This is a genomic window from Pseudomonas pichavaramensis (genome assembly GCF_050473265.1).
Classification (GTDB): Bacteria; Pseudomonadota; Gammaproteobacteria; order Pseudomonadales; family Pseudomonadaceae; genus Aquipseudomonas.
Map to the genome: position 1 here is coordinate 233,526 of NZ_JBJKFJ010000004.1, position 21,565 is coordinate 255,090.

The following is a 21,565-nucleotide window of genomic DNA, read 5'->3' on the forward strand; positions in this document are numbered from 1 at the left end:
GGTTTGACGAATTTTTCACACGGCTTTGACGAACGGCTCACGGCGTACTGAGCAGACTTCGGCTCGTTCATCCTGCAAGGATCATACGATGCCTCGGCTCCATTACGCGCAACTTCGTTATCTGTCGATCATTCTGCTGGCCTGGCTGGCGGTTTTCTTCCTGACGCGCAGCGTGCTGCTGCTCGGCAACCTGGGCGACGCAGGCATCAGCACGGGCAACCTGCTCAGTCTGTACGGGGTTGGCTTGGTCTACGACCTGAGCTTTCTGCTCTACGCCGCCATTCCCATGACGCTGTACCTGTTGCTGTGCCCGGCCTGGCTGTGGCGCCGGCGCTGGCACCAGCGCATGTTGGTCGGAGTGGTGGCCGTAAGCCTGTTCGTGATGTTCTTCACTGCCGTGGCGGAGTGGCTGTTCTGGGGCGAGTTCGGGGTGCGCTTCAACTTCATCGCCGTCGACTACCTGGTGTACTCCAAGGAGGTGGTGAACAACATCCTCGAGTCCTATCCGATCTATCCGCTGCTGTCGCTGCTGGCGGTCGTGGCCATCGGCCTGACCTTCGCCCTGCGTCGCACCCTGCACGCCGCGTTGCAGGCTCCGCGCCTGCCGTTCAGCCGGTCGCTCTATGGCGTGCTGATGCTGGCCCTGCTGGTCGGCCTGTGCAGTGGCCTGGTTGGCCAGGATGCACCGCGTGGCTTGGGCGGCAACACCTATCAGCGTGAGCTGGCGAGCAACGGCCCGTACCAGTTCTTTGCCGCTTTCCGTAACAACGAGCTGGATTACCGCCAGTTCTACGCCACCTTGCCGGACAGCGCGGTGGCGCGGCTGCTGCGCGAAGAGGTCAGAGAGACCAACTCGCGCTTCATTGGCCACGACCCGGAGGACATTCGTCGTTTCATCGACAACCCCGGCAAGGCCAAGCCGCTGAACGTGGTGCTGGTGACCATTGAAAGCCTCAGCGCCAAATACCTGGGCAGTTTTGGCGATACCCGCGGGCTGACGCCGAACCTCGACGAGCTGCGTAAGCACAGTCTGGTATTCACCAACCTGTATGCCACCGGCACCCGTACCGATCGTGGCCTGGAGGCGATCACCCTGTCGATTCCGCCGACGCCGGGGCGTTCGATCGTCAAGCGCATCGGCCGCGAGTCCGGTTACGCCAGCCTCGGCCAGCAACTGGGCGCCAAGGGCTACGACAGTGTGTTCGTCTATGGCGGCCGCGGCTATTTCGACAACATGAACGCCTTCTTCGGCGGCAACGGCTACCGCATCGTCGACCAGAGCAGCGTCGCCGACGCCGACATGAGCTTCCAGAACGCCTGGGGCATGGCTGACGAGGATCTCTATCGCCAGGCCATGAAGGTGGCCGACGCTGATCACGCCAGCGGCAAGCGTTTCTTCCTGCAACTGATGACCACTTCCAACCATCGCCCCTACACCTATCCCGATGGCCGTATCGATATCAAGTCGGGGGAGGGGCGTGAGGGCGCGGTGAAATACACCGACTACGCCATCGGCCAGTTCCTCGCCGAGGCACGCAGCAAGCCCTGGTTCGACGACACGCTGTTCGTGTTCGTCGCCGACCACACGGCCGGCAGCGCCGGGCGTGAGGATCTGCCGGTGGCCAACTACCACATCCCGCTGTTTGTCTATTCGCCCAAACACGTCAAGCCGGCCGAGTACACCGACGTCGTCAGTCAGATCGACGTGGCGCCGACGCTGCTAGGCCTGCTCAACCTCGACTATGTGTCCACCTTCTTCGGCCGCAACGTGCTGCGCGAGGACCATGCGCCGGGCCGCGCCCTGCTGGGCAACTACCAGCACCTGGGGCTGTTCGACGGGCATGACCTGGCCATCCTCAGCCCGCAGCAGGGCATGCGTCGCCACGAAGATGCCCTGGGCCTGAGTCACGAAGAACAGGTCGGCAACGAAGACCCTCTGTTGCGCCGTGACATCGCTTACTACCAGGGCGCCAGTCATGCCTTCCAGAAGCGCCTGATCGCCTGGCGTGCCGATGGCGACGGCCAACAGCATGTCAGCCAGCGCTAGAGGCATTTCCATGGAAGCGCATATGACTTCTCTCTATCTGGACTTTCGCCTGGCCCTGGGCATTCCGCTGGCCCTTATGACGGCCTTGCTGCTGATCGACCCGGCGCCACTGGATTTCGCCCTGGCCAACCTGTTCTACGAACCGGGGCTGGGCTTCATCGGGCGCCACAGCTTCTGGCTGGAGGACATTCTGCATGACCGCGCCAAGCAGGCGGTGATCGTCGTCGGTGTGCTGGCGATCGCCGGTTTCGTTCTCAGTCTGCTGCCGACGAGGCTGCGCGCCTGGCGCCGCTCGCTGGGCTATCTGGTGCTGGCGCTGGGCTTGTCGACCGCGGTGGTGACCCCGCTGAAGGCCCTGACCGGCATGCATTGCCCCTGGAGTCTTACCGAGTTCGGTGGTCAGGAGCAGTTCACCCCACTGCTCGCCGAGCGTGCCCCCACGGCCAAACCCGGGCGTTGCTGGCCGGGCGGACACGCCTCGGCAGGGTTCTCGCTGCTGGCGTTGTTCTTCGTCCTGCGTGATCGCCGCCCACGGGCCGCCCGTGTCGCCTTGGCCGTGGCGCTGGGCCTGGGTTCGCTGTTCTCGCTCGGACGGATGCTGCAAGGCGCGCACTTTCTCTCGCACAACGTCTGGACCTTGCTGATCGACTGGGTCATCTGCCTGGTCACCTACCGGCTCGTGCTGTACCGCGCACCGGCCGTTCACTCATCAGATACCCGATTGGTTTTAGGAGGGCAGGCTCAATGACTCGCTATCTGCAACTGGTTCGATTGGGGCTTGCCTCGCTGGTGTTCTTCGGGGCCCTGCTGGCGCTGCCGTTGAGCATGGCCTGGGGTGCCAGCAGCGCATTACCGATCAAGCCGGTACGCCCGGCTGGCTGGGCACAGCCGCTTGATTCACGGATCAATCTCTACCGCATGGCGCCGGGGTTGTACCGCAGCGCCTTGCCCAGTGCCACAGACTGGCCGGCCTTGCAGCGATTGGGCGTGGCCACGGTGGTCAACTTCTATCAGCGTAGTGATGCCGAATGGTTGTCAGACCCCATGGTCGATCAGGTGCATCTGCCTATGCACACCGACCGTATCGATGACAGTGACGTGATCGCAGCGTTGCGTAGCATTCGCGAGGCCGAAAGTCGCGGTGCGGTGTTGATTCACTGCAAGCATGGGCAGAACCGCACTGGGCTGATCGCAGCGATGTATCGAGTGATCTATCAGGGCTGGAGCAAGGAACAGGCTCTGGCGGAAATGGCGGGTGGTGGTTTTGGCGGAGAAGACCGCATGGGCGATGCCGAGCGTTACATTCGTGGCGCGGATATCGGCGCGCTGCATATTGCCCTAGAACGCGGCGCTTGTAGCACCAGCCCCTGGGCACTCTGTGCGCTCAAGGCGCGGCTTTCGGCTCTGGTCGAGGGCGTTTGAAATGAGCGCGCTGCGCCTGCTCGCCTGCATGCTCGTGTTGTTGATGCTCGCTGGCTGTGAAGGTCTGCGCGAACAGTTGCTCGCCGCCGACTATCCGCCGGTCTATGTGGATGGCTTCGAGGCTGGCTGCAGCTCCGGTCGTGCGGCTGTAGGGCCGTTGGGGAGGTTCAAAAAGGCACCGTTGCGCTATCAGCGCGAGCCGTTGTACGCGCAAGGCTGGGATGACGGTTATCGCCAATGCGAGCGGGCGCAGACGGTGGACGACTGGCGCTGGGCGCGTGACGAGGAGCGTGCCGATCGGCAGTGGCACCACCAGGTCGATCAGGCCATGGCCAGGGCGTTACGCCGCTAACATTTTCCTTTCAAGAGCTGGCGAATTGCGCCGATAGATAAACGGGGTGAGTTGGCGCAATCGCCCCAGGTCCCTCGCCTGGTGTGGCGAGGGATGTCTCGTTTTCTGCGCGTAAAAGGAGTTTCGCCAAATGTCCCTGCGTAATTTGTCTATTGCACCCAGAGCAGCTCTGGGCTTCGGCCTGGTGGCGTTGCTGGTGTTGCTGCTCGGGATGTTCTCTTTGTTTCAGATGTCCGAGATGCGCAAACAGTCTGCGTCGGTCGACAGCAACTGGTTGCCCAGCGTGATGGCATTGGGAAAGGTGAGTCAGGATATTCAGCGCTTGCGCGCGATTACCCTGCGCCTGCTGGTCAACCAGGAGTCGGCGGCGGTGCAGGGCAACTTGCGTCTTGCCGAAGAGCTGCGTTCGGAGTTGAACAACGCTGATTCCAGCTACGAGAAACTGATCTCCAGCAGCGAGGAACGAGCGCTCTATGATGGCTTCAGGCGAGCGGAAGCCAGCTACCTTCAGGAGCAGGGGCAAATAGTCGAGTCTGTCCGGCAAGGGCGTTTCGACGATGCTACAGCCGTCATGACGGGTCCCATCAACCAGCATGCCGATGAGATGTCCCGGACGCTCGGCGAGCTTTCCGAGCTGAACAGAAAGGGCGCCGCCGATGCTGCCAATCAGTCGCTTGCGGTGTTCGAGTCGGCACGTATCTGGGTGATCAGCATGATGGTCGTGGCGGCACTGGCTACCGTCGCGCTGGCCATACTGCTGACGCGCAGCATCGTCGCGCCGCTGACCGAGGCGGTGCAAGTCGCTGAAGTCGTGGCTTCGGGCGACCTGACGCAAAACATCCAGACCCAGGGAACGGATGAGCCTGCACGCCTGCTGGCGGCGCTGCGCAGCATGCAGCAAAGCCTGCGTGGCACCATCCAGAGTATCGCCGACTCTTCCAATCAACTGGCGTCGGCCTCCGAGGAGCTGCATGCGGTGACCGAGGATGCGACGCGCGGTCTGCATCAGCAGAACACCGAGATCGAGCAGGCGGCCACTGCAGTCAACGAGATGACTGCCGCCGTGGAGGAGGTGGCACGCAACGCGGTGAGTACTTCCGAGGCGTCGCGTGAATCGAACGTCACGGCGCAGCATGGTCGCGAACAGGTGCGTCAGACCGTCGAGTCCATCGGCCAGCTCAGTGATGATGTCGGCAGCACGGCAGGGGAAGTGGAGCAACTGGCGGAGCGTGTGCGCGAGATCAGCAAGGTGCTCGACGTGATCCGCTCCATCGCCGAACAGACCAATCTATTGGCGCTCAATGCTGCCATCGAGGCGGCTCGGGCCGGCGATGCCGGCCGCGGTTTTGCCGTGGTGGCCGACGAGGTGAGGGCGCTGGCGCATCGCACTCAGCAGTCGACGCAGGAAATCGAGCAGATGATCGGCGGCATCCAGAACGGCAGCGAGCGGGCTGTTACCGCCATGCAGAGCAGCAATGGTCGGGCACGCTCGACCCTCGAGGTGGCGCAGGCCGCTGGCGCGGCACTGGAGCAGATCACTCAGGCGATATCCTCGATCAACGAGCGTAACCTGGTCATTGCCAGCGCCTCCGAGGAGCAGGCGCAGGTGGCGCGGGAGGTAGACCGCAACCTGGTCAACATTCGCGATCTATCGATGCAGACTTCGGCCGGTGCCAATCAGACCAGTGCGGCGAGTCAGGAGCTGTCGCGCCTCGCGGTGGATCTGAACAACCTGGTGGCGCGCTTCAAGGTCTGACGCAAATGCCTAGCGCAGAAGAGAGGCCCTGCCGCTAGGCTCTGTACGAGAAGTGCCTGCGCTCGGTGATGCTCCGTTAAAACCGGGCTGGAACGCCAGCCCGGTCGAATGCTCATTTACAGCTCGTAAACTCGAGTGCGAGCCCAGTCCGTTCCTCACCCGTTTTTGCGGTGCCGCCATCGGTATTGCCTGACCTTCGCTCGACGACTTTTCGTACAAACCCTAGGCTTTCTTCATCATTGAGCCGAGGGTCAATGCTTGGCTGCGGAATTCTCCAGGGCTGGAATGGACGTGTTTACGGAAGAACCGGCTGAAATACCCGACGTCGCTGAACCCCAACCCGTGCGCGATTTGCTTCACGCTCTGGCTGGAGTGAGCCAGCTCGCGTTTGGCTTCGAGTATCAGCCGAGCATTGATTATGGTCATGGGCGTCATCCCGAGTTGCTCTTGGCACAGTCGCCCAAGGGTGGCTGCAGTGACGCCCAGTTCATCGGCGTAATCGTTGAGTGAGCGGTGCTGGCGGAAGTGCAGGTCTACCTGTTCACGAAAGCTGGTGACTTGTTGACCGCGGCGATTGTTGGGGAGGGCGGGCGAGTCACCTGACAGGCTGAACCGCATGGCCTGAATCACCAGGGCCAACAGCAGCGACATGCTGCAGGCTACATGCTCGCGAGCGCGATTGTGATACTCCTCATACAAGGACAGGCACAAGGGGAGAAGCGGGTCTTGTGAGCGTGACAAGCGCGGGACGGCAATCACCTGCGGCTTCAGCAATTGCGCAGACAGTGCGGGGCATAGCATGCGGGTGATGCTTTCCAGTGGGTGCTGCACTGCGGTAATGACATGTCCCTCGACTGCTCCTGCCCAAGAAAAGCCATGCACGATCTGCGAGGGAATGAACAACACACAGGGGGCCTGGACGCTGACCTTGACGTTGTCCAGCAACACGTCACCCGCGCCACTCTGCAAGTAGAGGATCTGCAGTAGCCCTTCATGGCGATGCGCCGAAATCTCCCAGTCATGAGCGCCAGAACGCTTGGAAATCGATTCCACATGCAAGGCTTCATGCCATGCCGGCTGAGGTGACTCGCCGTAGAGGGCGTAGTTGGGGATCTTGTTCATCATTATTGTTATGTGTGTTGTCGGCCGTCAGGCCCTAAGTATTTTTACCCTAACCAACCTTCAGGAGATCAGGCAACTCCATGCCGACTGTCTGCGTGGTGCGCGGCACAATTGTCGGAAAAGTCTGGTTGGTTGTGGGTTTTGTCCATTCTGAGCAAGAACCTGATGCTCCTATGCTTGGTCTCGCGAGAAAGGGCTGCCTGGCTGCTTTTTCGTTTGGGTTGCGGCCTTGTGTCGTGCAAACAGGGCGGCTTGCCGGGCCGCCGCGCCTTCGAGACATGCTGGAGAGCGTCATGAATAACAACAATCAAGCGAACAATTGGTTAGGGCTGGAGTCGGCCGTCTGTGTGGTCACTGGAGCAGCCGGTGGCATAGGCACGGCCATCGCCAGTGCATTGGTGGAGCAGCAGGCCCGAGTGGTGCTGCTCGATCGTGATGCCGAAGGCTGCCAAGCCCTGGCGGCTGCATTGTCAGAAACGGCCGAGACTGAAGTGTTGGCGCTGAGCTGCGATATTGCCGATGCGCAGAGTGTTCAGCGTGCTGCCGACCGAGTCAGTGAGCGCTTTGGGCGTTGCGATGTGCTGATCAACAATGCCAGCGTGCTGCAGCCCGGCAGTCTGGCCGATATCAGCCTGGCTAACTGGAATCGTCTACTGGAGGTCAACCTTACCGGGTACTTGCTGTGCTCCCAGGCGTTCGGTCGGCTGATGTTGGCCAATCAGGCGGGTAGCCTCGTTCATATTTCATCGATTGCCGCTCATTTCCCGCAGACCCACAGCGGCGCTTACAGTGCGGCCAAGGCTGGGGTGAGCATGCTCTCGCAGCAGCTTGCCACCGAGTGGGGCGCGCTGGGAGTTCGTAGTAATGCAATCTGCCCCGGGTTGATCCATACCCCCTTGTCTGCGGCCTTCTATGCCGACCCCAAGGTCGAGCAACAGCGCAAGGCGATGACCGCCAGCCAGCGCATTGGACAACCTGGTGATATCGCCAATGCCGCTCTGTTTCTGGCCAGTCCACGAGCCAGCTATGTCAATGCTACCGAGCTGACCGTCGACGGCGGCCTCGAAAGCATGTTGATGGCATTGATTCCGCGGCCAGGCTACGAATCCCCGGCCATTCGCCGCTAATCCAAACGAGCCTAGAACGTTGCGTACTCGACGTGCGCGGCGGGCGTTTGCCTGCGTGAAATGAACACGGAGAAAAACACAATGACAAGAATGAGTTCAACAGCCATCCAGACCTGTGATGTGTTGGTGGTCGGCGCCGGTGCTGGCGGCCTTGCCACTGCAATCGTTGCCAAGAAGCAGGGGCTGGATGTGGTCGTGGTGGAGAAAGACGCTTTCTTCGGCGGTACCACGGCGTTTTCCGGTGGGGTTCTGTGGGTACCCTGCAACCCCCTGGCCAGTGCCAAGGGCATTGTGGACAGCCGTGAGGCGGCGCAGACATATCTGCGCAATGAAACGGGTGACTACTTCGATGCCGAGGCGGTTGAGGCCTTCCTCGACAATGCACCGGCCATGGTCTCGTTCTTCGAACGCGAGACATCCGTCAAATTCGTGCCGACGCTGTACCCGGACTATCACCCCGATGTGCCTGGCGGGGTAGACGTTGGTCGTTCGATCCTGGCCGCGCCCTTTGATATTCGTCAACTCGGGGGCGATATGGCTCGGCTGCGCCCCCCGCTGAAGACCATCACGTTCATTGGCATGATGTTCAATTCCTCGAATGCTGATCTGAAGCACTTCTTCAAGGCCACCAAGTCACTGGCCTCATTCGCCTATGTAACCAAGCGGTTGGCAACCCACCTCAAAGAGCTGCTGCTGTACCGTCGCGGTATCAATGTCACCAGTGGCAATGCTCTGGCGGCACGTTTGGCCAAGTCCGCGCTGGATTTGGCTATCCCCATTCATACTCGCACCGCCGCGCGCCAGCTCTTGCAAGAGAATGGGCGGGTGAGCGGGGCGCTCCTCAACAGCGCAGAGGGGGAGTTGCGCATTGATGCTCGATGCGCGGTGGTCTTGGCCGGTGGCGGTTTTTCACATGACCTGCAGCGTCTCAAGCAGGCCTATCCCCATGTCAAGCGTGGCGGCGAACACTTTTCCCCAGTGCCGGCGGGTAACACTGGCGATGGCGCGCGCATGGCCGAGGCCGTCGGTGGCCAGGTCGATATTCGTTTCAAGGATGCCGCTGCCTGGATGCCCGTGTCCAAGGTGCCAACGGGCGATGGCGGTTTCGCTGCATTCCCTCACTTGTTGGATCGCTACAAGCCGGGGGTCATCGGTGTGCTGCGCAATGGCAAGCGCTTCACCAACGAGTCCAACTCCTATCACGACGTCGGCGCGGCGCTCATACGCGCTTGCGTTGACGAGGCCGAGACTGCCATGTGGTTGGTTTGCGATGCGCAAGCCATGGCCAAGTATGGTCTTGGCTATGCCAAGCCTGCCCCTATGCCTCTCAGCCACCTTCTGGGCAGTGGTTACTTGTTCAAGGGCAACAGCCTGGCGGAGCTGGCGCGCAAGACCGGTATCGACCCGGTTGGTCTGGAACAGACGGTAAGGCAGTACAACCTTGGTGCGGTACATGGCGAGGACCGTGAGTTCGGGCGTGGCAGCACCTCGTTTAACCGTTACCTGGCGGACGCTCAGCATCAACCGAATCCGTGCGTGGCACCGATCACTAAGGGGCCTTACTACGCGGTAAAGGTTGTCATGGGTGATCTGGGCACGTTCGACGGACTCAGAACCAGTGTCGTTGGCGAAGTGCTCAACGAAGCGGGCACTGCGATTGCCGGTCTGTATGCCGTCGGCAACGATCGCGCGAGCATGATGGGTGGCAACTACCCGGGGGCAGGGATCACTCTGGGGCCAATCATGACCTTCGCTTACATCACCGCTCGCCATTTGGCGCAAAGCCAAAGACCGCAGGCAGACAAGCCTTCACGGCGGGAGGTCGCATGATGAACTCGAAAGCTATCGTCGATCACCGTATCTACACCATCAAACCCCGAGGGATGGCTGAGTTCATCGAGGTATTCGAACGTCTGGCCATGCCTGTGCTGCTCAAGCACTTGGGAATGCCGCTGGCGTTTTATAGCAGTTGCATCGGGCCTCTCAATCAGGTGGTGCACTTGTGGGGGTATGACAGCCTGGATGACTTCGAGAGGCGCAGCGCCGCGCGTGACAGTGATGAGTCGTTCGCGGCCTATCTGCAGGCGTCCGCGCATCTGATCGTGGCGCAAGAGACACGGATTATCAAACCCGTGCAGTTTCGGCAGCTCGATCAGCTGTAACCGAGCATAAGAATGCCGTGCGAATCGCTTCAACAATAAAAAAGTGGGTGCCGCAGCGTGACGATCGGGCACCCCTACAAATAGAGGTGAAATGTGGTGGATAACTCTCAAGTAATCGATGTGCGTGAACTGATCAACGAGCGGCCCGTTGGGGCTTATCAAAAATGGGTCGTTTTTCTGGGTTTCTTGATCATCGCGCTGGATGGCTTCGATGTGGCGATCATGGGATTCATTGCCCCGCAGTTGAAAGCCGACTGGGGGCTCACGCATCAGGATCTTGGCCCAGTACTCAGTGCGGCCCTGATTGGCCTGGCTTTGGGGGCGCTGGTGGCTGGCCCCTTGGCGGATCGCTACGGTCGTAAGATCGTGCTGGTGGTCAGTGTGTTCTTTTTTGGCGTGTGGACATTGGCCACTGCGTTCTCTCCCGACCTGACCAGCATGGTGATCCTGCGCTTTTTGACCGGGCTCGGGTTGGGGGCTGCGATGCCTAATGCCTGTACGCTGGTTTCCGAGTACGCCCCGGACCGCAAGCGCTCGTTCATGATCACACTGGCATTCTGCGGTTTTTCCCTGGGAGCGGCCGCGGGAGGTTTTGTTTCTGCCTGGATGATTCCCCACTTCGGTTGGCACAGTATGCTGGTGCTCGGTGGTGTCGCACCGCTACTGGTGGTGCCGTTGCTGTTCTTCAAACTGCCGGAATCGGTGGTCTTCCTGGTGATCAAGCGGGCGCCTGCTGCCCAGATCCGCCGCATCGTCGACAAACTGGCACCCGGCGTGGCCAGTGCTAGCTCAACCTTCTGCCTGCCGAAGGCAGCAATCGTGAATGCCAGCGGGCCGCAGATCGTACTCTCTGCCCATTACCGTTTCAGTACCCTGATGTTATGGAGTGGCTACTTTCTCGGCCTGTTTCTGGTTTACCTGTTCAGTAGTTGGTTGCCGATGCTGGTCAAGGAGGGGGGCGGTTACAGCGTGACGGATGCCGCCATCGTGGCAGCGATGTTCCAGATTGGCGGCCCTGTCGGCTCATTGGTGCTGGGGTGGGCAATGGATCGTTGGAGCAAATATAGGGTGTTGATCGTCAACTATATGCTCGGCGGTCTGGTCATTTTCGTCATTGGGCAGACCATGCAGCATTTTGCCCTGATGTGTGTGGTGGCGTGGATGGCCGGATTCTGTTTCAACGGTGGCAGCGTTGGCCAGAACGCGCTGGCCGCGTCGATCTACCCTACTGAGGCGCGCGCCACAGGTGCCAGTTGGATGAGCGGGGTGGGGCGTCTTGGTGCGATTCTCAGTGCTTTTGCCGGGGCGTATATGCTGAGCCTGGGCTGGCCTTTTGCGCAGGTGTTCAGCGTGCTGGCAGTTCCTGCATTACTGACGGCTTTGACGACCTATGCTCAGGCCCGGCGCTCCGCCTCTTTGGCCAAAGCGTTTGCCGTAAGGCTGTCGCCGCTATGACGGCTTGGTCGCTTAGTCGTCGAAAGGTATTCGTTGCGGAGCGAGTGCAGAGTATTAACCAGGCGAACATACTGGCCAGGCGCTTTTGATGACTCTGTAGCTACTGTTCAGCTAAATATTGTGCCGGTTAGATAACGAAAACGGCGCCTCGTAGGCGCCGTTTTCTGTGCAGCAGAACCGCTAGATCACTTGCCGGCCCAGCGCTTGAGCACCAGAGTAGCGTTGGTGCCGCCGAAGCCGAAGCTGTTGCTCATCACGGTGTCGACCTTGGCGTTTTCCTCGGTTTTGCAGAGGATTGGCAGGTCGGCCACTTCCGGGTCGAGCTCTTCGATATTGGCGGAACCGGCGATGAAGTTGTTCTCCATCATCAGCAGGCAGTAGATCGCCTCTTGCACGCCGGCAGCGCCCAGCGAGTGGCCGGAGAGGCTCTTGGTCGAGCTGATCTTCGGTGCTTTGTCGCCGAACACTTCGCGTACACCGCGGATTTCCGCGACATCGCCGACCGGAGTCGAGGTGCCGTGGGTGTTCAGGTAGTCGATTGGGCCGTCGACGGTGGACAGCGCCTGCTGCATGCAGCGCACCGCGCCTTCACCGCTCGGGGCGACCATGTCGTAGCCATCGCTGGTGGCGCCGTAACCGACGATTTCAGCGTAGATCTTCGCGCCGCGGGCCAGAGCGTGCTCCAGCTCCTCGACCACGACCATGCCGCCACCGCCGGCGATGACGAAACCGTCACGCTTGGCGTCGTAAGCACGGGAGGCTTTTTCCGGGGTTTCGTTGTACTGGGTGGACAGGGCGCCCATGGCGTCGAACAGGCAGCTCTGGCTCCAGTGCTCCTCTTCGCCACCGCCGGCAAATACCACGTCCTGTTTGCCCAGCTGGATCTGCTCCATGGCCTGGCCGATGCAGTGTGCGCTGGTGGCGCAGGCCGAGGAGATGGAGAAGTTCACGCCCTTGATCTGGAAGGGAGTGGCCAGGCACGCGGAAACGGTGCTGCCCATGGTGCGGGTTACGCGGTATGGGCCGATGCGCTTGACGCCTTTCTCGCGCAGGGTGTCCAGGGCTTCCATCTGGTTGAAGGTGGAAGCGCCGCCGGAGCCGGCGATCAGACCGGTGCGCGGGTTGGACACCTGCTCGGGAGCCAGGCCGGAGTCCTTGATCGCCTGTTCCATGGACAGATAGGCGAATGCGGCGGCATCACCCATGAAGCGCATGATCTTGCGATCGATGAGCTCTTCCAGGTTCAGGTTGACCGAGCCGGAGACATGGCTGCGCAGGCCCATTTCGGCGTAGGCAGGGTTGAAGCGAATACCCGATTTGCCTTCGCGCAGGCTGCTGGCAACGCTTGCTTTGTCACTGCCCAGGCAGGAAACGATGCCCAGACCGGTAATCACGACACGACGCATGTGCAAGTCCTTCAGAAACTGTCAGTGGAGGTGAACAGGCCGACGCGCAGGCCTTCGGCACTGTAGATCTCGCGACCATCGACGCTGACGCTGCCGTCGGCGATGCCGAGGATCAGCGAACGGTTGATGGTGCGTTTGATATGAATGTTGTAGGTGACCTTCTTGGCGGTCGGCAGCACCTGGCCGAAGAATTTCACTTCGCCACTGCCCAGTGCACGGCCTTTGCCGGGGTTGCCCTGCCAGCCCAGGTAGAAACCTACCAGCTGCCACATGGCGTCGAGACCCAGGCAGCCTGGCATCACCGGATCACCCTCGAAGTGGCAAGCGAAGAACCACAGGTCCGGATTGATATCGAGCTCTGCGACGATTTCGCCTTTACCGTACTTGCCGCCGGTCTCGCTGATGTGAGCGATACGATCGATCATCAGCATGTTGGGGGCGGGCAGTTGCGCGTTCCCCGGGCCGAACAGTTCGCCACGGCTGCAGGCGAGCAGGTCATCCCGGGTGTAGGCGTTTTGTCTTGTCATGCGAGCTCCTCAATTGTCCCCACGCTTCTAAGGCTGGGCGAATCGTCCTGGCCGGCCATGCGCCATGTGCATCTGCCGGTAGCCTAGTCATAGACTGTTGCGTTGTGGTGAAAGTCACAGCGCAGTGAGTACAGTTGTACTCTGCTGGCTTGGCAATGTCACAGACCCAGCAGTTTCTCCTTGTAACCTCTGCTTGTCAGCGGCGCTACTCGCCTATGGTCGGGCTGGCAACCAGCGCTGCAGAATGCGCTGCAGGTCTGCTCTTTTGAACGGTTTTGCCAGGTAATCGTTCATACCGACTGCCAGGCAGGCTTCCCGGTCGCCCTGCAGAGCATTGGCCGTCAGGGCGATGATGGGAGTGTTCTGGCCCTGCGGCAACTGGCGAATCTGCCGGGTCGCTTCATAACCATCCATCAACGGCAGGCGACAGTCCATGAGAATCGCCGCGTATTCGTTCTGTGCGCAGCTGTGAACTGCCTGCTGGCCATCGCCGACCAGGCTTACCTGATAGCCAAGGCTGCGCAGCATGGCCTCGATGACGGTCTGGTTGACCGGGTTGTCTTCCACCAGCAGCACGGCCTGGCCATCGCCGCCGTCATGGGTTGCCGGGGTGTTGTCGCCGCTCTGCGCCTTATCGTCGCAGGTGCGAAATGGCAGGGGAATTTCCAGGGTGAATACCGAGCCGGTGCCTAGTTGGCTGTCTGCACGCAGGGTGCCGCCCATGCGCTCGGCCAGCGTGCGAGCAATCGGCAGGCCGAGGCCGGTGCCTCCATAACGTCTGGAAATCGAGGTGTCGGCCTGCTGGAAGGCATCGAACATGTGCTCCAGGCGTTCAGCGCTGATGCCAATGCCGCTGTCGTGCACGGCACAGGTGAACCACAGCACTTGATCATCCAGTGGCTGCCAGCGGGTCTCCACGCGGATCTGGCCTTCTTCGGTGAATTTCAGGGCATTGCCGATCAGGTTGACCAGAATCTGTCGAATGCGTGTTGGATCGCCACTTACTTCCAGTTGCTGCAGTCCTGGCTGTGCCTCCAGGATCAGTTGCAGACCGCGTTGCTGGGCGCTGTGCTGGAACACCTGGATCGAGCCTTGCAGAAGTTCCAGCAGGCTGAAGGGTATGGCCTCCAACTCCAGTGCGCCGCGTTCGATGCGCGAGAAGTCCAGAATATCGTTGATGACCTTGAGCAGGTGCTCGGTCGATTCGGTAGCCAGCGCCGCATATTCGGACTGTTCATCATTGAGGCTGGTGGTCTCGAGCAACTGCAGCATTCCCAGCACGCCATTCATTGGCGTGCGCAGCTCGTGGCTCATCATGGCCAGGAAATCCGACTTGGCGCGGTTGGCCTGCTCTGACTCTTCGCGGGCCTGAATCAGCTCGGCGATCGCCTGTTGCTGTTCTCGTCCGCTTTGCTCGAGGGCGCAGGCGAGGTTGTTGATATGGCGAGCCAGGTCGGTCAGCTCGTCATTGCCGCGTTCGACCAGCGAGGGGCGATAGTCGCCGCTCTGAATACGTTCCAGTGCCTGCCCCATGGCACTGAGCGGTTGTGCCAAACGCCTGGCCAGACGCCTGGCGAGCAGGAAGGTCAGCAGTAGTGCGAACAGCGACAGTACAGCTGCCTTGAGCAGAATTTCCTGTTGGCGGGTATTGAAGGTGTCGTTGGACATGCCAACGACCACACGCCCGAGATAACCATCGCCCAAGAACCTGCCAAGTGGCGGGGGCACCTGATTGCGGTATTGCCAATCCTGCAGGCGAATCGATGCCTGGAAAACCTCTACCTGTGGTGTGCTGTGACCCTGTTCCTTGGGGCGCTCGACATAGACCAGGATGTTGTCGTCGCGGTCGCGTACTTCGGCGAAGCGTACATCGGGGGTGCTCAGTGTTGCGCGCAGCAGGTTTTCCAGGGTGCTCAGATTGCCATTGAGTACGCCGTATTCGGCGGCTGGAGCCAGCTGATTGGCGACCAGCTGGCCGGTGTGCCCCTGCTCCTGGCGCAGATCCTGTAGTCGTGTGAAGGTCAGGAAACCTGTCAGCAGCAGAGTCAGCAGTAGCGCCGGACCTACGCTGATCAGCTGCGTACGCGTATGGATGCTCCAGCCGCGGCGCTGGCTCGCAGCCCTGCCGTCCTTGGTCGAATGTGACACTGCCTCCTCAGTAGATTGAGGGCAGGTCGAGGGCAAAGGCTTGCCTGTGGGCACGAATTGTCCTTGGCAACTGAGGTCGGTCAGGCATGTTAACCCAGCCGTCAGGCTTTGCCAGTGTCAGGCTTGCGCAGTCTGCGGTATTTCTCGTTTGCTTCTCCATCGGACTGAACTTTTGCCCTGGCCGGGTACTCTCGGCTCCGTATAATGACCGCAGATCGCCATCGTGGATGGCCCCAATCGGAATAGATATGACAGAGCTTCAACCCATTGCCGTCCTCGGCGGCGGCAGTTTCGGTACCGCCCTGGCTAACCTGCTGGCGGAGAATGGCCAGCGCGTCCTGCAGTGGATGCGTGATCCGGAACAGGCCGAGCAGATGCGTCAGAGCGGTGAAAACCCGCGTTACCTGAAAGGCGTGAAGCTGCACAGTGGGATCGAGCCCAGCAGTGACCTGACTGCCGTGCTGCAGCAGGCGGAGCTGGTACTGGTTGCGCTGCCGTCGAGCGCACTGCGTGACGCACTGCAGCCAGTGGCCGGATTGCTGGCAGGCAAGATGCTGATCAGCACGACCAAGGGCATCGAGGCAAAGAGCTTCAAGCTGATGAGCCAGATTCTCGAAGAGATCGCCCCGCAGGCGCGCATTGGTGTGCTCTCCGGTCCCAACCTGGCCAAGGAAGTCGCCGATCACGCCCTGACCGCTACGGTGATAGCCAGCGAGGACGAAGCACTGTGTTTGTGCGTGCAGCAGGCGCTGCACGGCAGGACGTTTCGCGTTTACGCCAGCTCTGATCGCTTCGGCGTGGAGCTTGGCGGCGCGCTGAAGAACGTTTACGCCATCATGTCCGGTATGGCCGCCGCGTTGGGCATGGGTGAGAACACCAAGAGCATGTTGATCACCCGGGCGCTGGCCGAGATGACCCGTTTCGCTGTCAAGCTCGGCGCCAATCCCATGACCTTTCTGGGGTTGGCGGGCGTGGGCGACCTGATCGTCACCTGTTCGTCACCGAAAAGCCGCAACTATCAGGTCGGCTTTGCCCTGGGTGAAGGGCTCAGTCTGGAAGAAGCGGTTGAGCGCCTTGGTGAAGTGGCCGAAGGCGTCAATACGCTCAAGGTACTCAAGGCGCGTGCCGAGGAAATGGACGTCTACATGCCGCTGGTCGCGGGTTTGCATGCCGTTCTCTTCGAGGGGCGCACCCTGGCCCAGGTGATCGAACTGTTGATGACCGGTGACCCCAAGACCGACGTCGATTTCATTCCCACCGCAGGTTTCTGATAACGCGAAATCAATCAAGGAGAGCGAAGCATGAGCGATGAAAGACAGGAGCTGGAACGCGAGTCGATCCTGTTGCGCATTCTGTGGATGGTGATTTTCGTCATCGTCTGGCAACTGGCCGAATTGCTGCTCGGTGCCGTGGTAGTGCTGCAGCTGGGCTACCGCCTGTTCTACGGTGCGCCGAATGCGAGCCTGCTGGGTTTCGGCGATAGCCTGAGCCAGTACCTGGCGCAAATCGGCCGGTTCGGTACATTCAACACCGACGAAAAACCCTGGCCGTTCGCAGACTGGCCTGTGCCTCGCGCGCCAGAAGGCGAAACCGCGCACAGCATTCCGCCAGCGCCGCACCCGGTGCGCGACGAGGAGCCCAAGCTGTGAGGCTATGGCTGTTGCGTCACGGCGAGGCCGAACCGCGAGCTGCGAGCGATGCAGCTCGCGAGCTCACTGCCCAGGGTCGCACCGAAGTGCAGCAGGCGGCTGCGCAACTGAGCGGCCGGCCGCTGACGGCAATCCTTGCCAGTCCGTATGTGCGCGCCCAGCAGACTGCCGAGCTGGTGCGTAGCGCTTTGGGCTTCAGTGGCAAGGTAAGCACCGTATCCTGGCTGACGCCGGATAGCGACCCGCGTGACGCGCTCAAATACCTCGACGAGCGTGAGCGGGCGGAGGTGCTGCTGGTCAGTCATCAGCCCTTTATCGGCGCTCTGGGTGGCCTGTTGGTACATGGTCACCGCCAGGACCCGCTGCCCATGCGCACCGCGAGCCTGGCCGAGCTGGAGGGTGACATTCCGGCTGCGGGATTGATGGAGCTGCTGGCGCTGATCCATCCTCGCTGATTTCTGGCCGCTACTTCTGTTGCGGAACCTCACCTCATGTACTTCCAGCCTGTGCAATTGTGTTCAGGCGAGAAACATTTCTTAACTTGCGCCTCCTTTGTCTGCGTGGAATAGTCAACCAAGCAAGTGCTTGGTTGATTCCTACAAAAACAACAAGGAGGAAGCCCTGTGGCTGATGCAATCCGTTTGCCGCTCGAGCTGTTCTACGAACGTGAAGCAAGGCACCCGAACAAACGCTACATGGTGCAGCCTCTGGGGGGCGGCGAGCTGCTGGAACTGAGCTGGGCCGATGTCGCCGACCAGGCGCGACGTACCGCCAGTTGGCTACGCAGCCGGGATATGCCGCCCGGTAGCCGTATCGCCATCATTTCCAAGAACTGCGCGCACTGGATCATTGCCGATCTGGCGATCTGGATGGCCGGTCACGTCTCCGTGCCGCTGTATCCCAACCTGACTGCCGAGTCGATGCGGCAGGTGCTGGAGCACTCCGAGGCGGCGCTGGCCTTTGTCGGCAAGCTCGATGACTGGGCTTCGATGGCGCCAGGGTTACCGGCAGGCTTGCCAAGCATCAGTTTGCCGCTGCACCCGCCAGGCAGTTTCGATTACAGCTGGGAAGACCTGCAGCGCAGTACGCCGATTCAGGACGATCCCAAGCCCGCAGCCAATCAGTTGGCCACCATCATCTACACCTCCGGTACCACGGGCACGCCCAAGGGGGTGATGCATAATTTCTCCAACTTCGGTTTCGCCGCCAGCAACGCCATCGCGTTGTTCGGGGTCGGTGAAGACGACCGCCTGATCTCTTACCTGCCGCTTTGCCACGTTGCCGAACGCATGTTCGTCGAATTGGCGTCCCTGTACGCCGGGCAGACGATCTTTTTCGCCGAGAGCCTGGATACCTTCCTCGAAGACCTCAAACGGGCGCGGCCGACGGTAATGTTCGGTGTGCCGCGAATCTGGACCAAGTTCCAGATGGGCGTATACGGCAAGATGCCAGCGCAGAAACTCGATCGCCTGCTCAAGTTGCCGATCATCGGCCGCATCGTTGGGCGCAAGGTGCTCGCCGGACTGGGCCTCGACGCCATCCGCTATGCGTTGTCCGGTGCGGCACCGGTGCCCGAGGCGCTGCTGGGCTGGTATCGCCGTCTGGGCATGGAGATTCAGGAGGTCTATGGCATGACCGAAAACTGCGGTTACTCGCATGTATGCCGGCCAGGCCGGTTCAAGCAGGGTTGGATCGGTCAGAACAACCCGGGCGTCGAGGTGCGCATCGCCGAGGATGGTGAAGTGCAGGTGCGCAGTGGTGCGACCATGCAGGGCTATTACAAGGATCCACTCAAGACCGCCGAAGCGCTGACTGACGATGGCTTCCTGCGTACCGGTGACAAGGGCGAGCAGGATGCCGAGGGCAATCTGCGTCTGACCGGGCGGATCAAGGAGATCTTCAAAACCAGCAAGGGCAAATACGTTGCGCCCGCGCCCATCGAGAACCGCATCGGCGAGCACTCGCGTATCGAACAGGTCTGTGTGGTTGGCGATGGGCTGCCGCAGCCGATTGCGCTGTGCGTGCTTTCCGATATGGGGCGTCAGGAGGCTGCCAATGACAGCCGCGGCGCTCTGGAAAGCAGCCTCAGGGCCCTGTTGGCGGACGTCAATGGTCGTCTGGATCAGCATGAGCGTCTGCAAGGACTGGTGTTGGTCAAGGAGGTCTGGGCGGTGGAAAACGGCTTTCTCACGCCGACGCTGAAGATCAAACGGGCGGTGATCGAAGGCACCTACGGCGAACGCTTCGCCGAGTGGCAGCAGCGCAGCGAAGCAGTGCTCTGGCACGATTGAACGCACAGGGCCGGCCTGGCCGGCCCTGTTTCCAGCGGACGCGAGGTATTTCTGCATGAGCCTGTGGCAACGAACTCCCGATCTCGATGAACTCAATGCGACCTTGAAAAACACGGTTGGCGAGGTGCTGGATATCCGCTTCGAGGCGTTCGACGCTGAATCCATCAGCGCCAGCATGGTGATCGATTCACGCACTCATCAACCCTACGGCTTGCTGCATGGCGGAGCGTCGGTGGTGCTGGCGGAAACCCTGGGTTCCACCGCCAGCTACCTGTGCATCGACAACAGTCGCTTCTACTGCGTCGGGCTGGAGGTCAACGCTAATCACCTGCGTGGCCTGCGCAGTGGCCGGGTGCATGCCGTGGCGCGGCCGGTGCACCTGGGGCGAACCACGCATGTGTGGGACATCCGCCTGAGCGGTGATGACGGCAAGCCCAGTTGCATCTCGCGCCTGACCATGGCCATCGTGCCAGTGGGTGAGCAGCCGCCGAAGGCCTGAGAGGCTGCTATCGGCGCCATTGAGCTGGCGCCCAGGCTGCAATTTCATCCAAGATTTACCCGGCACATGGCGCTAGAGTAGCGCCATGGACCAGATCACCCACATCCAGAGCAGTTTGCCCGGCGTTCGCCTGATCGACGCCGAGTATCGCCGCTTTGCCTTTCCCCGGCACTTCCACCTGGAATATCACGTTGGCCTGTTGATTCAGGGGCAGCATCGCTATGCCTATCGCGGCGAGCGACGTCAGGTCGGGGCAGGGGATGTGCTGCTGATGGCGCCTGAGGGGATTCATGATGGCGCGTGCCTGGAAGGGGAAAGCTACCGCATTCGCGTGATGGCCTTCGACCCGCACTGGCTTGACGAAGCCAGCCGGACCCTCAGCGATGGGCGCCAGGGTGCGCCCAGGCTGACCACTACCAGCCTGCGTCATCCGCTGCTGTCGCAGCACCTGCAACGCTTTCATGCAGCCATGCTCGAAGGCTCGACGCTGGCGCAGGAAAGTGCGCTCTGGCAAGCGCTGGCCTATTTGCTGGACATGGGCTCGACCTTGCGTATCAGCGAGCCAGACAGCGTATTCGATCCGCGCACCTGGCAGCTGTTGCGCGATTGGCTGGAGAGCCGCCTGGACGATCCTCCTTCGCTGGAAGAGATCGCAACGTTCTGTGCGATGAGTCCCTGGCAGGCGCTACGACGTTTCCGTCAACACACAGGCTTGCCGCCGCATCAGTGGCTCACTCAGCTGCGCCTGCAGCGGGCGTTACCGCTGGTTCTGGCTGGCGAGCCGCTCAGCGAAATCGCCCTGCGCCTGGGTTTTTACGACCAGGCGCATTTCTCGCGGCTGTTTCGCCGCACCTATGGTTTGCCACCTGCGCGACTGCGTCAGCGCTGAGCCAGCCGTAGCCTCCGTTTAATTCCCTCAATCTCGTGGAGTTCACCATGCAGGAGACGTCTGTCTTGCTGTCGCTGGCTGCCGTGTTCGCGGTAGCGCTCATCAGTCCCGGGCCCGATGTGGCACTGGTCGTGCGTACCGCATTGCACCAGGGCCAGCGTGCAGGCCTGCTCAGCGCGCTGGGCCTGGCTTGCGGGATTCTCCTGCACGGCACCCTGGTGCTCAGCGGTGTGGCACTGCTGCTCAGCCGCACCGAGTGGCTGTTCGATTTGCTGCAGGTCTGTGGGGCGTTCTATCTGGGCTGGTTGGGTATCGGCGCGGTACAGGCCTGGTGGCGCGGCGCTCCTGGTAGTCGGCGCCTGGACGGCGAGCTGGCTCCCTCGGTCTTTGGTCCCTGGCTGCGCGGTGTGTTGACCAACCTGGGCAACCCGAAGGCGCTGGTGTTCTTCCTGGCGTTGCTCACCAGCGTGGTGCCGGCGGACATGTCCTTGCCCGGCAAGATGACCTGTGCGGCGCTGTTGTTCGGCCTCAGCCTGTTCTGGTTCAGCCTGCTTGGCATGACCCTGAGCCGCCCGCTAATGCGTGAGCGCCTGCTGCAGGTGGCGCCGACCATCGACTTCGTTTGCGGCCTGGTGTTTCTGCTGGTGGCGGCGAGTATCGTTGGCCGCCTGTTGTTATAGTCCTGACCATTGCGCCGCCATCAATGGCGGTTA

At 61.1% G+C, this 21,565-nt stretch carries 20 protein-coding genes and 1 pseudogene; 17 read left to right on the forward strand and 4 right to left on the reverse strand.

All coding sequences use genetic code 11. The annotated features are described in order from the left end of the window. Positions 1-88 precede the first annotated feature (88 nt). The 6 genes and pseudogenes from ACJRW5_RS08795 (at position 89) to ACJRW5_RS08820 (ending at position 5,577) form a co-directional block, all read left to right on the forward strand. The gene (locus ACJRW5_RS08795; RefSeq protein WP_484570141.1) at positions 89-2,047 is read left to right on the forward strand and encodes an LTA synthase family protein; all 1,959 of its coding nucleotides are present in this window, start codon (positions 89-91) and stop codon (positions 2,045-2,047) included. 22 nt (positions 2,048-2,069) lie between these two features. Beyond that, entirely contained in the window at positions 2,070-2,795 is a 726-nt protein-coding gene (locus tag ACJRW5_RS08800; protein ID WP_484570142.1) for a phosphatase PAP2 family protein, read from the forward strand. Then, positions 2,792-3,469: a phosphatase domain-containing protein gene (locus ACJRW5_RS08805; RefSeq protein ID WP_484570143.1), complete on the forward strand. Its 678-nt coding sequence runs from the start codon at positions 2,792-2,794 to the stop codon at positions 3,467-3,469. The genes ACJRW5_RS08800 and ACJRW5_RS08805 overlap by 4 nt, the downstream gene beginning before the upstream one ends. Before the next feature lies 1 nt (position 3,470). Then, positions 3,471-3,821, forward strand: a complete 351-nt coding sequence (locus tag ACJRW5_RS08810) for a hypothetical protein (RefSeq protein ID WP_484570144.1) — start codon at positions 3,471-3,473, stop codon at positions 3,819-3,821. A gap of 130 nt (positions 3,822-3,951) precedes the next feature. Continuing rightward, positions 3,952-4,719: pseudogene (locus ACJRW5_RS08815) on the forward strand (MCP four helix bundle domain-containing protein); the annotation flags it as partial. Then, complete coding sequence (locus ACJRW5_RS08820) at positions 4,714-5,577, forward strand: methyl-accepting chemotaxis protein (RefSeq protein WP_484570268.1); 864 nt, start codon at positions 4,714-4,716, stop codon at positions 5,575-5,577. The pseudogene ACJRW5_RS08815 and the gene ACJRW5_RS08820, both read left to right, overlap by 6 nt. A gap of 222 nt (positions 5,578-5,799) precedes the next feature. Here ACJRW5_RS08820 and ACJRW5_RS08825 read toward each other — a convergent pair whose 3' ends face one another. After that, positions 5,800-6,699, reverse strand: a complete 900-nt coding sequence (locus ACJRW5_RS08825) for a helix-turn-helix domain-containing protein (RefSeq protein WP_484570145.1) — start codon at positions 6,697-6,699, stop codon at positions 5,800-5,802. 293 nt (positions 6,700-6,992) lie between these two features. Between ACJRW5_RS08825 and ACJRW5_RS08830 the strand changes: the two genes are divergently transcribed. The 4 genes from ACJRW5_RS08830 (at position 6,993) to ACJRW5_RS08845 (ending at position 11,443) form a co-directional block, all read left to right on the forward strand. Then, positions 6,993-7,826, forward strand: a complete 834-nt coding sequence (locus ACJRW5_RS08830) for an SDR family NAD(P)-dependent oxidoreductase (RefSeq protein WP_484570269.1) — start codon at positions 6,993-6,995, stop codon at positions 7,824-7,826. Between the two features lie 60 nt (positions 7,827-7,886). After that, a complete protein-coding gene (locus tag ACJRW5_RS08835; RefSeq protein ID WP_484570146.1) occupies positions 7,887-9,656 on the forward strand; it encodes an FAD-dependent oxidoreductase in 1,770 nt (589 codons plus the stop codon). Beyond that, complete coding sequence (locus ACJRW5_RS08840; RefSeq protein ID WP_484570270.1) at positions 9,656-9,988, forward strand: NIPSNAP family protein; 333 nt, start codon at positions 9,656-9,658, stop codon at positions 9,986-9,988. Before ACJRW5_RS08835 ends, ACJRW5_RS08840 begins: the two co-directional genes overlap by 1 nt. A gap of 96 nt (positions 9,989-10,084) precedes the next feature. Further along, positions 10,085-11,443, forward strand: a complete 1,359-nt coding sequence (locus ACJRW5_RS08845; RefSeq protein ID WP_484570147.1) for an MFS transporter — start codon at positions 10,085-10,087, stop codon at positions 11,441-11,443. A 185-nt stretch (positions 11,444-11,628) separates the two neighbouring features. Here the strand turns inward: ACJRW5_RS08845 and fabB are convergent, their stop codons facing one another. The 3 genes from fabB to ACJRW5_RS08860 form a co-directional block, all read right to left on the reverse strand. Further along, positions 11,629-12,849, reverse strand: a complete 1,221-nt coding sequence (gene fabB, locus ACJRW5_RS08850) for a beta-ketoacyl-ACP synthase I (protein ID WP_484570148.1) — start codon at positions 12,847-12,849, stop codon at positions 11,629-11,631. An 11-nt stretch (positions 12,850-12,860) separates the two neighbouring features. Next, positions 12,861-13,376, reverse strand: coding sequence for a 3-hydroxyacyl-[acyl-carrier-protein] dehydratase FabA (fabA, locus tag ACJRW5_RS08855; RefSeq protein WP_484570149.1), 516 nt, complete (start codon positions 13,374-13,376; stop codon positions 12,861-12,863). A gap of 213 nt (positions 13,377-13,589) precedes the next feature. Then, on the reverse strand, positions 13,590-15,524 hold the full coding sequence (locus ACJRW5_RS08860) for an ATP-binding protein (protein WP_484570150.1): 1,935 nt from the start codon (positions 15,522-15,524) through the stop codon (positions 13,590-13,592). A gap of 248 nt (positions 15,525-15,772) precedes the next feature. Here ACJRW5_RS08860 and ACJRW5_RS08865 point away from each other — a divergent pair, with 248 nt between their 5' ends. The 7 genes from ACJRW5_RS08865 (at position 15,773) to ACJRW5_RS08895 (ending at position 21,532) form a co-directional block, all read left to right on the forward strand. Then, positions 15,773-16,795, forward strand: a complete 1,023-nt coding sequence (locus ACJRW5_RS08865) for an NAD(P)H-dependent glycerol-3-phosphate dehydrogenase (RefSeq protein WP_484570151.1) — start codon at positions 15,773-15,775, stop codon at positions 16,793-16,795. 30 nt (positions 16,796-16,825) lie between these two features. Continuing rightward, positions 16,826-17,173, forward strand: coding sequence for a DUF4389 domain-containing protein (locus ACJRW5_RS08870; RefSeq protein ID WP_484570152.1), 348 nt, complete (start codon positions 16,826-16,828; stop codon positions 17,171-17,173). After that, complete coding sequence (sixA, locus tag ACJRW5_RS08875) at positions 17,170-17,628, forward strand: phosphohistidine phosphatase SixA (protein ID WP_484570153.1); 459 nt, start codon at positions 17,170-17,172, stop codon at positions 17,626-17,628. Before ACJRW5_RS08870 ends, sixA begins: the two co-directional genes overlap by 4 nt. 168 nt (positions 17,629-17,796) lie before the next feature. Further along, positions 17,797-19,464: an AMP-binding protein gene (locus ACJRW5_RS08880; RefSeq protein ID WP_484570154.1), complete on the forward strand. Its 1,668-nt coding sequence runs from the start codon at positions 17,797-17,799 to the stop codon at positions 19,462-19,464. Between the two features lie 55 nt (positions 19,465-19,519). After that, the gene (locus ACJRW5_RS08885; protein WP_484570155.1) at positions 19,520-19,963 is read left to right on the forward strand and encodes a hotdog fold thioesterase; all 444 of its coding nucleotides are present in this window, start codon (positions 19,520-19,522) and stop codon (positions 19,961-19,963) included. An 85-nt stretch (positions 19,964-20,048) separates the two neighbouring features. Next, positions 20,049-20,852 (forward strand): helix-turn-helix domain-containing protein, encoded by an 804-nt coding sequence (locus ACJRW5_RS08890; RefSeq protein ID WP_484570156.1) that lies wholly within the window; start codon positions 20,049-20,051, stop codon positions 20,850-20,852. A 47-nt stretch (positions 20,853-20,899) separates the two neighbouring features. Continuing rightward, a complete protein-coding gene (locus tag ACJRW5_RS08895) occupies positions 20,900-21,532 on the forward strand; it encodes a LysE family translocator (protein WP_484570157.1) in 633 nt (210 codons plus the stop codon). The last annotated feature ends 33 nt before the right edge of the window (positions 21,533-21,565 follow it).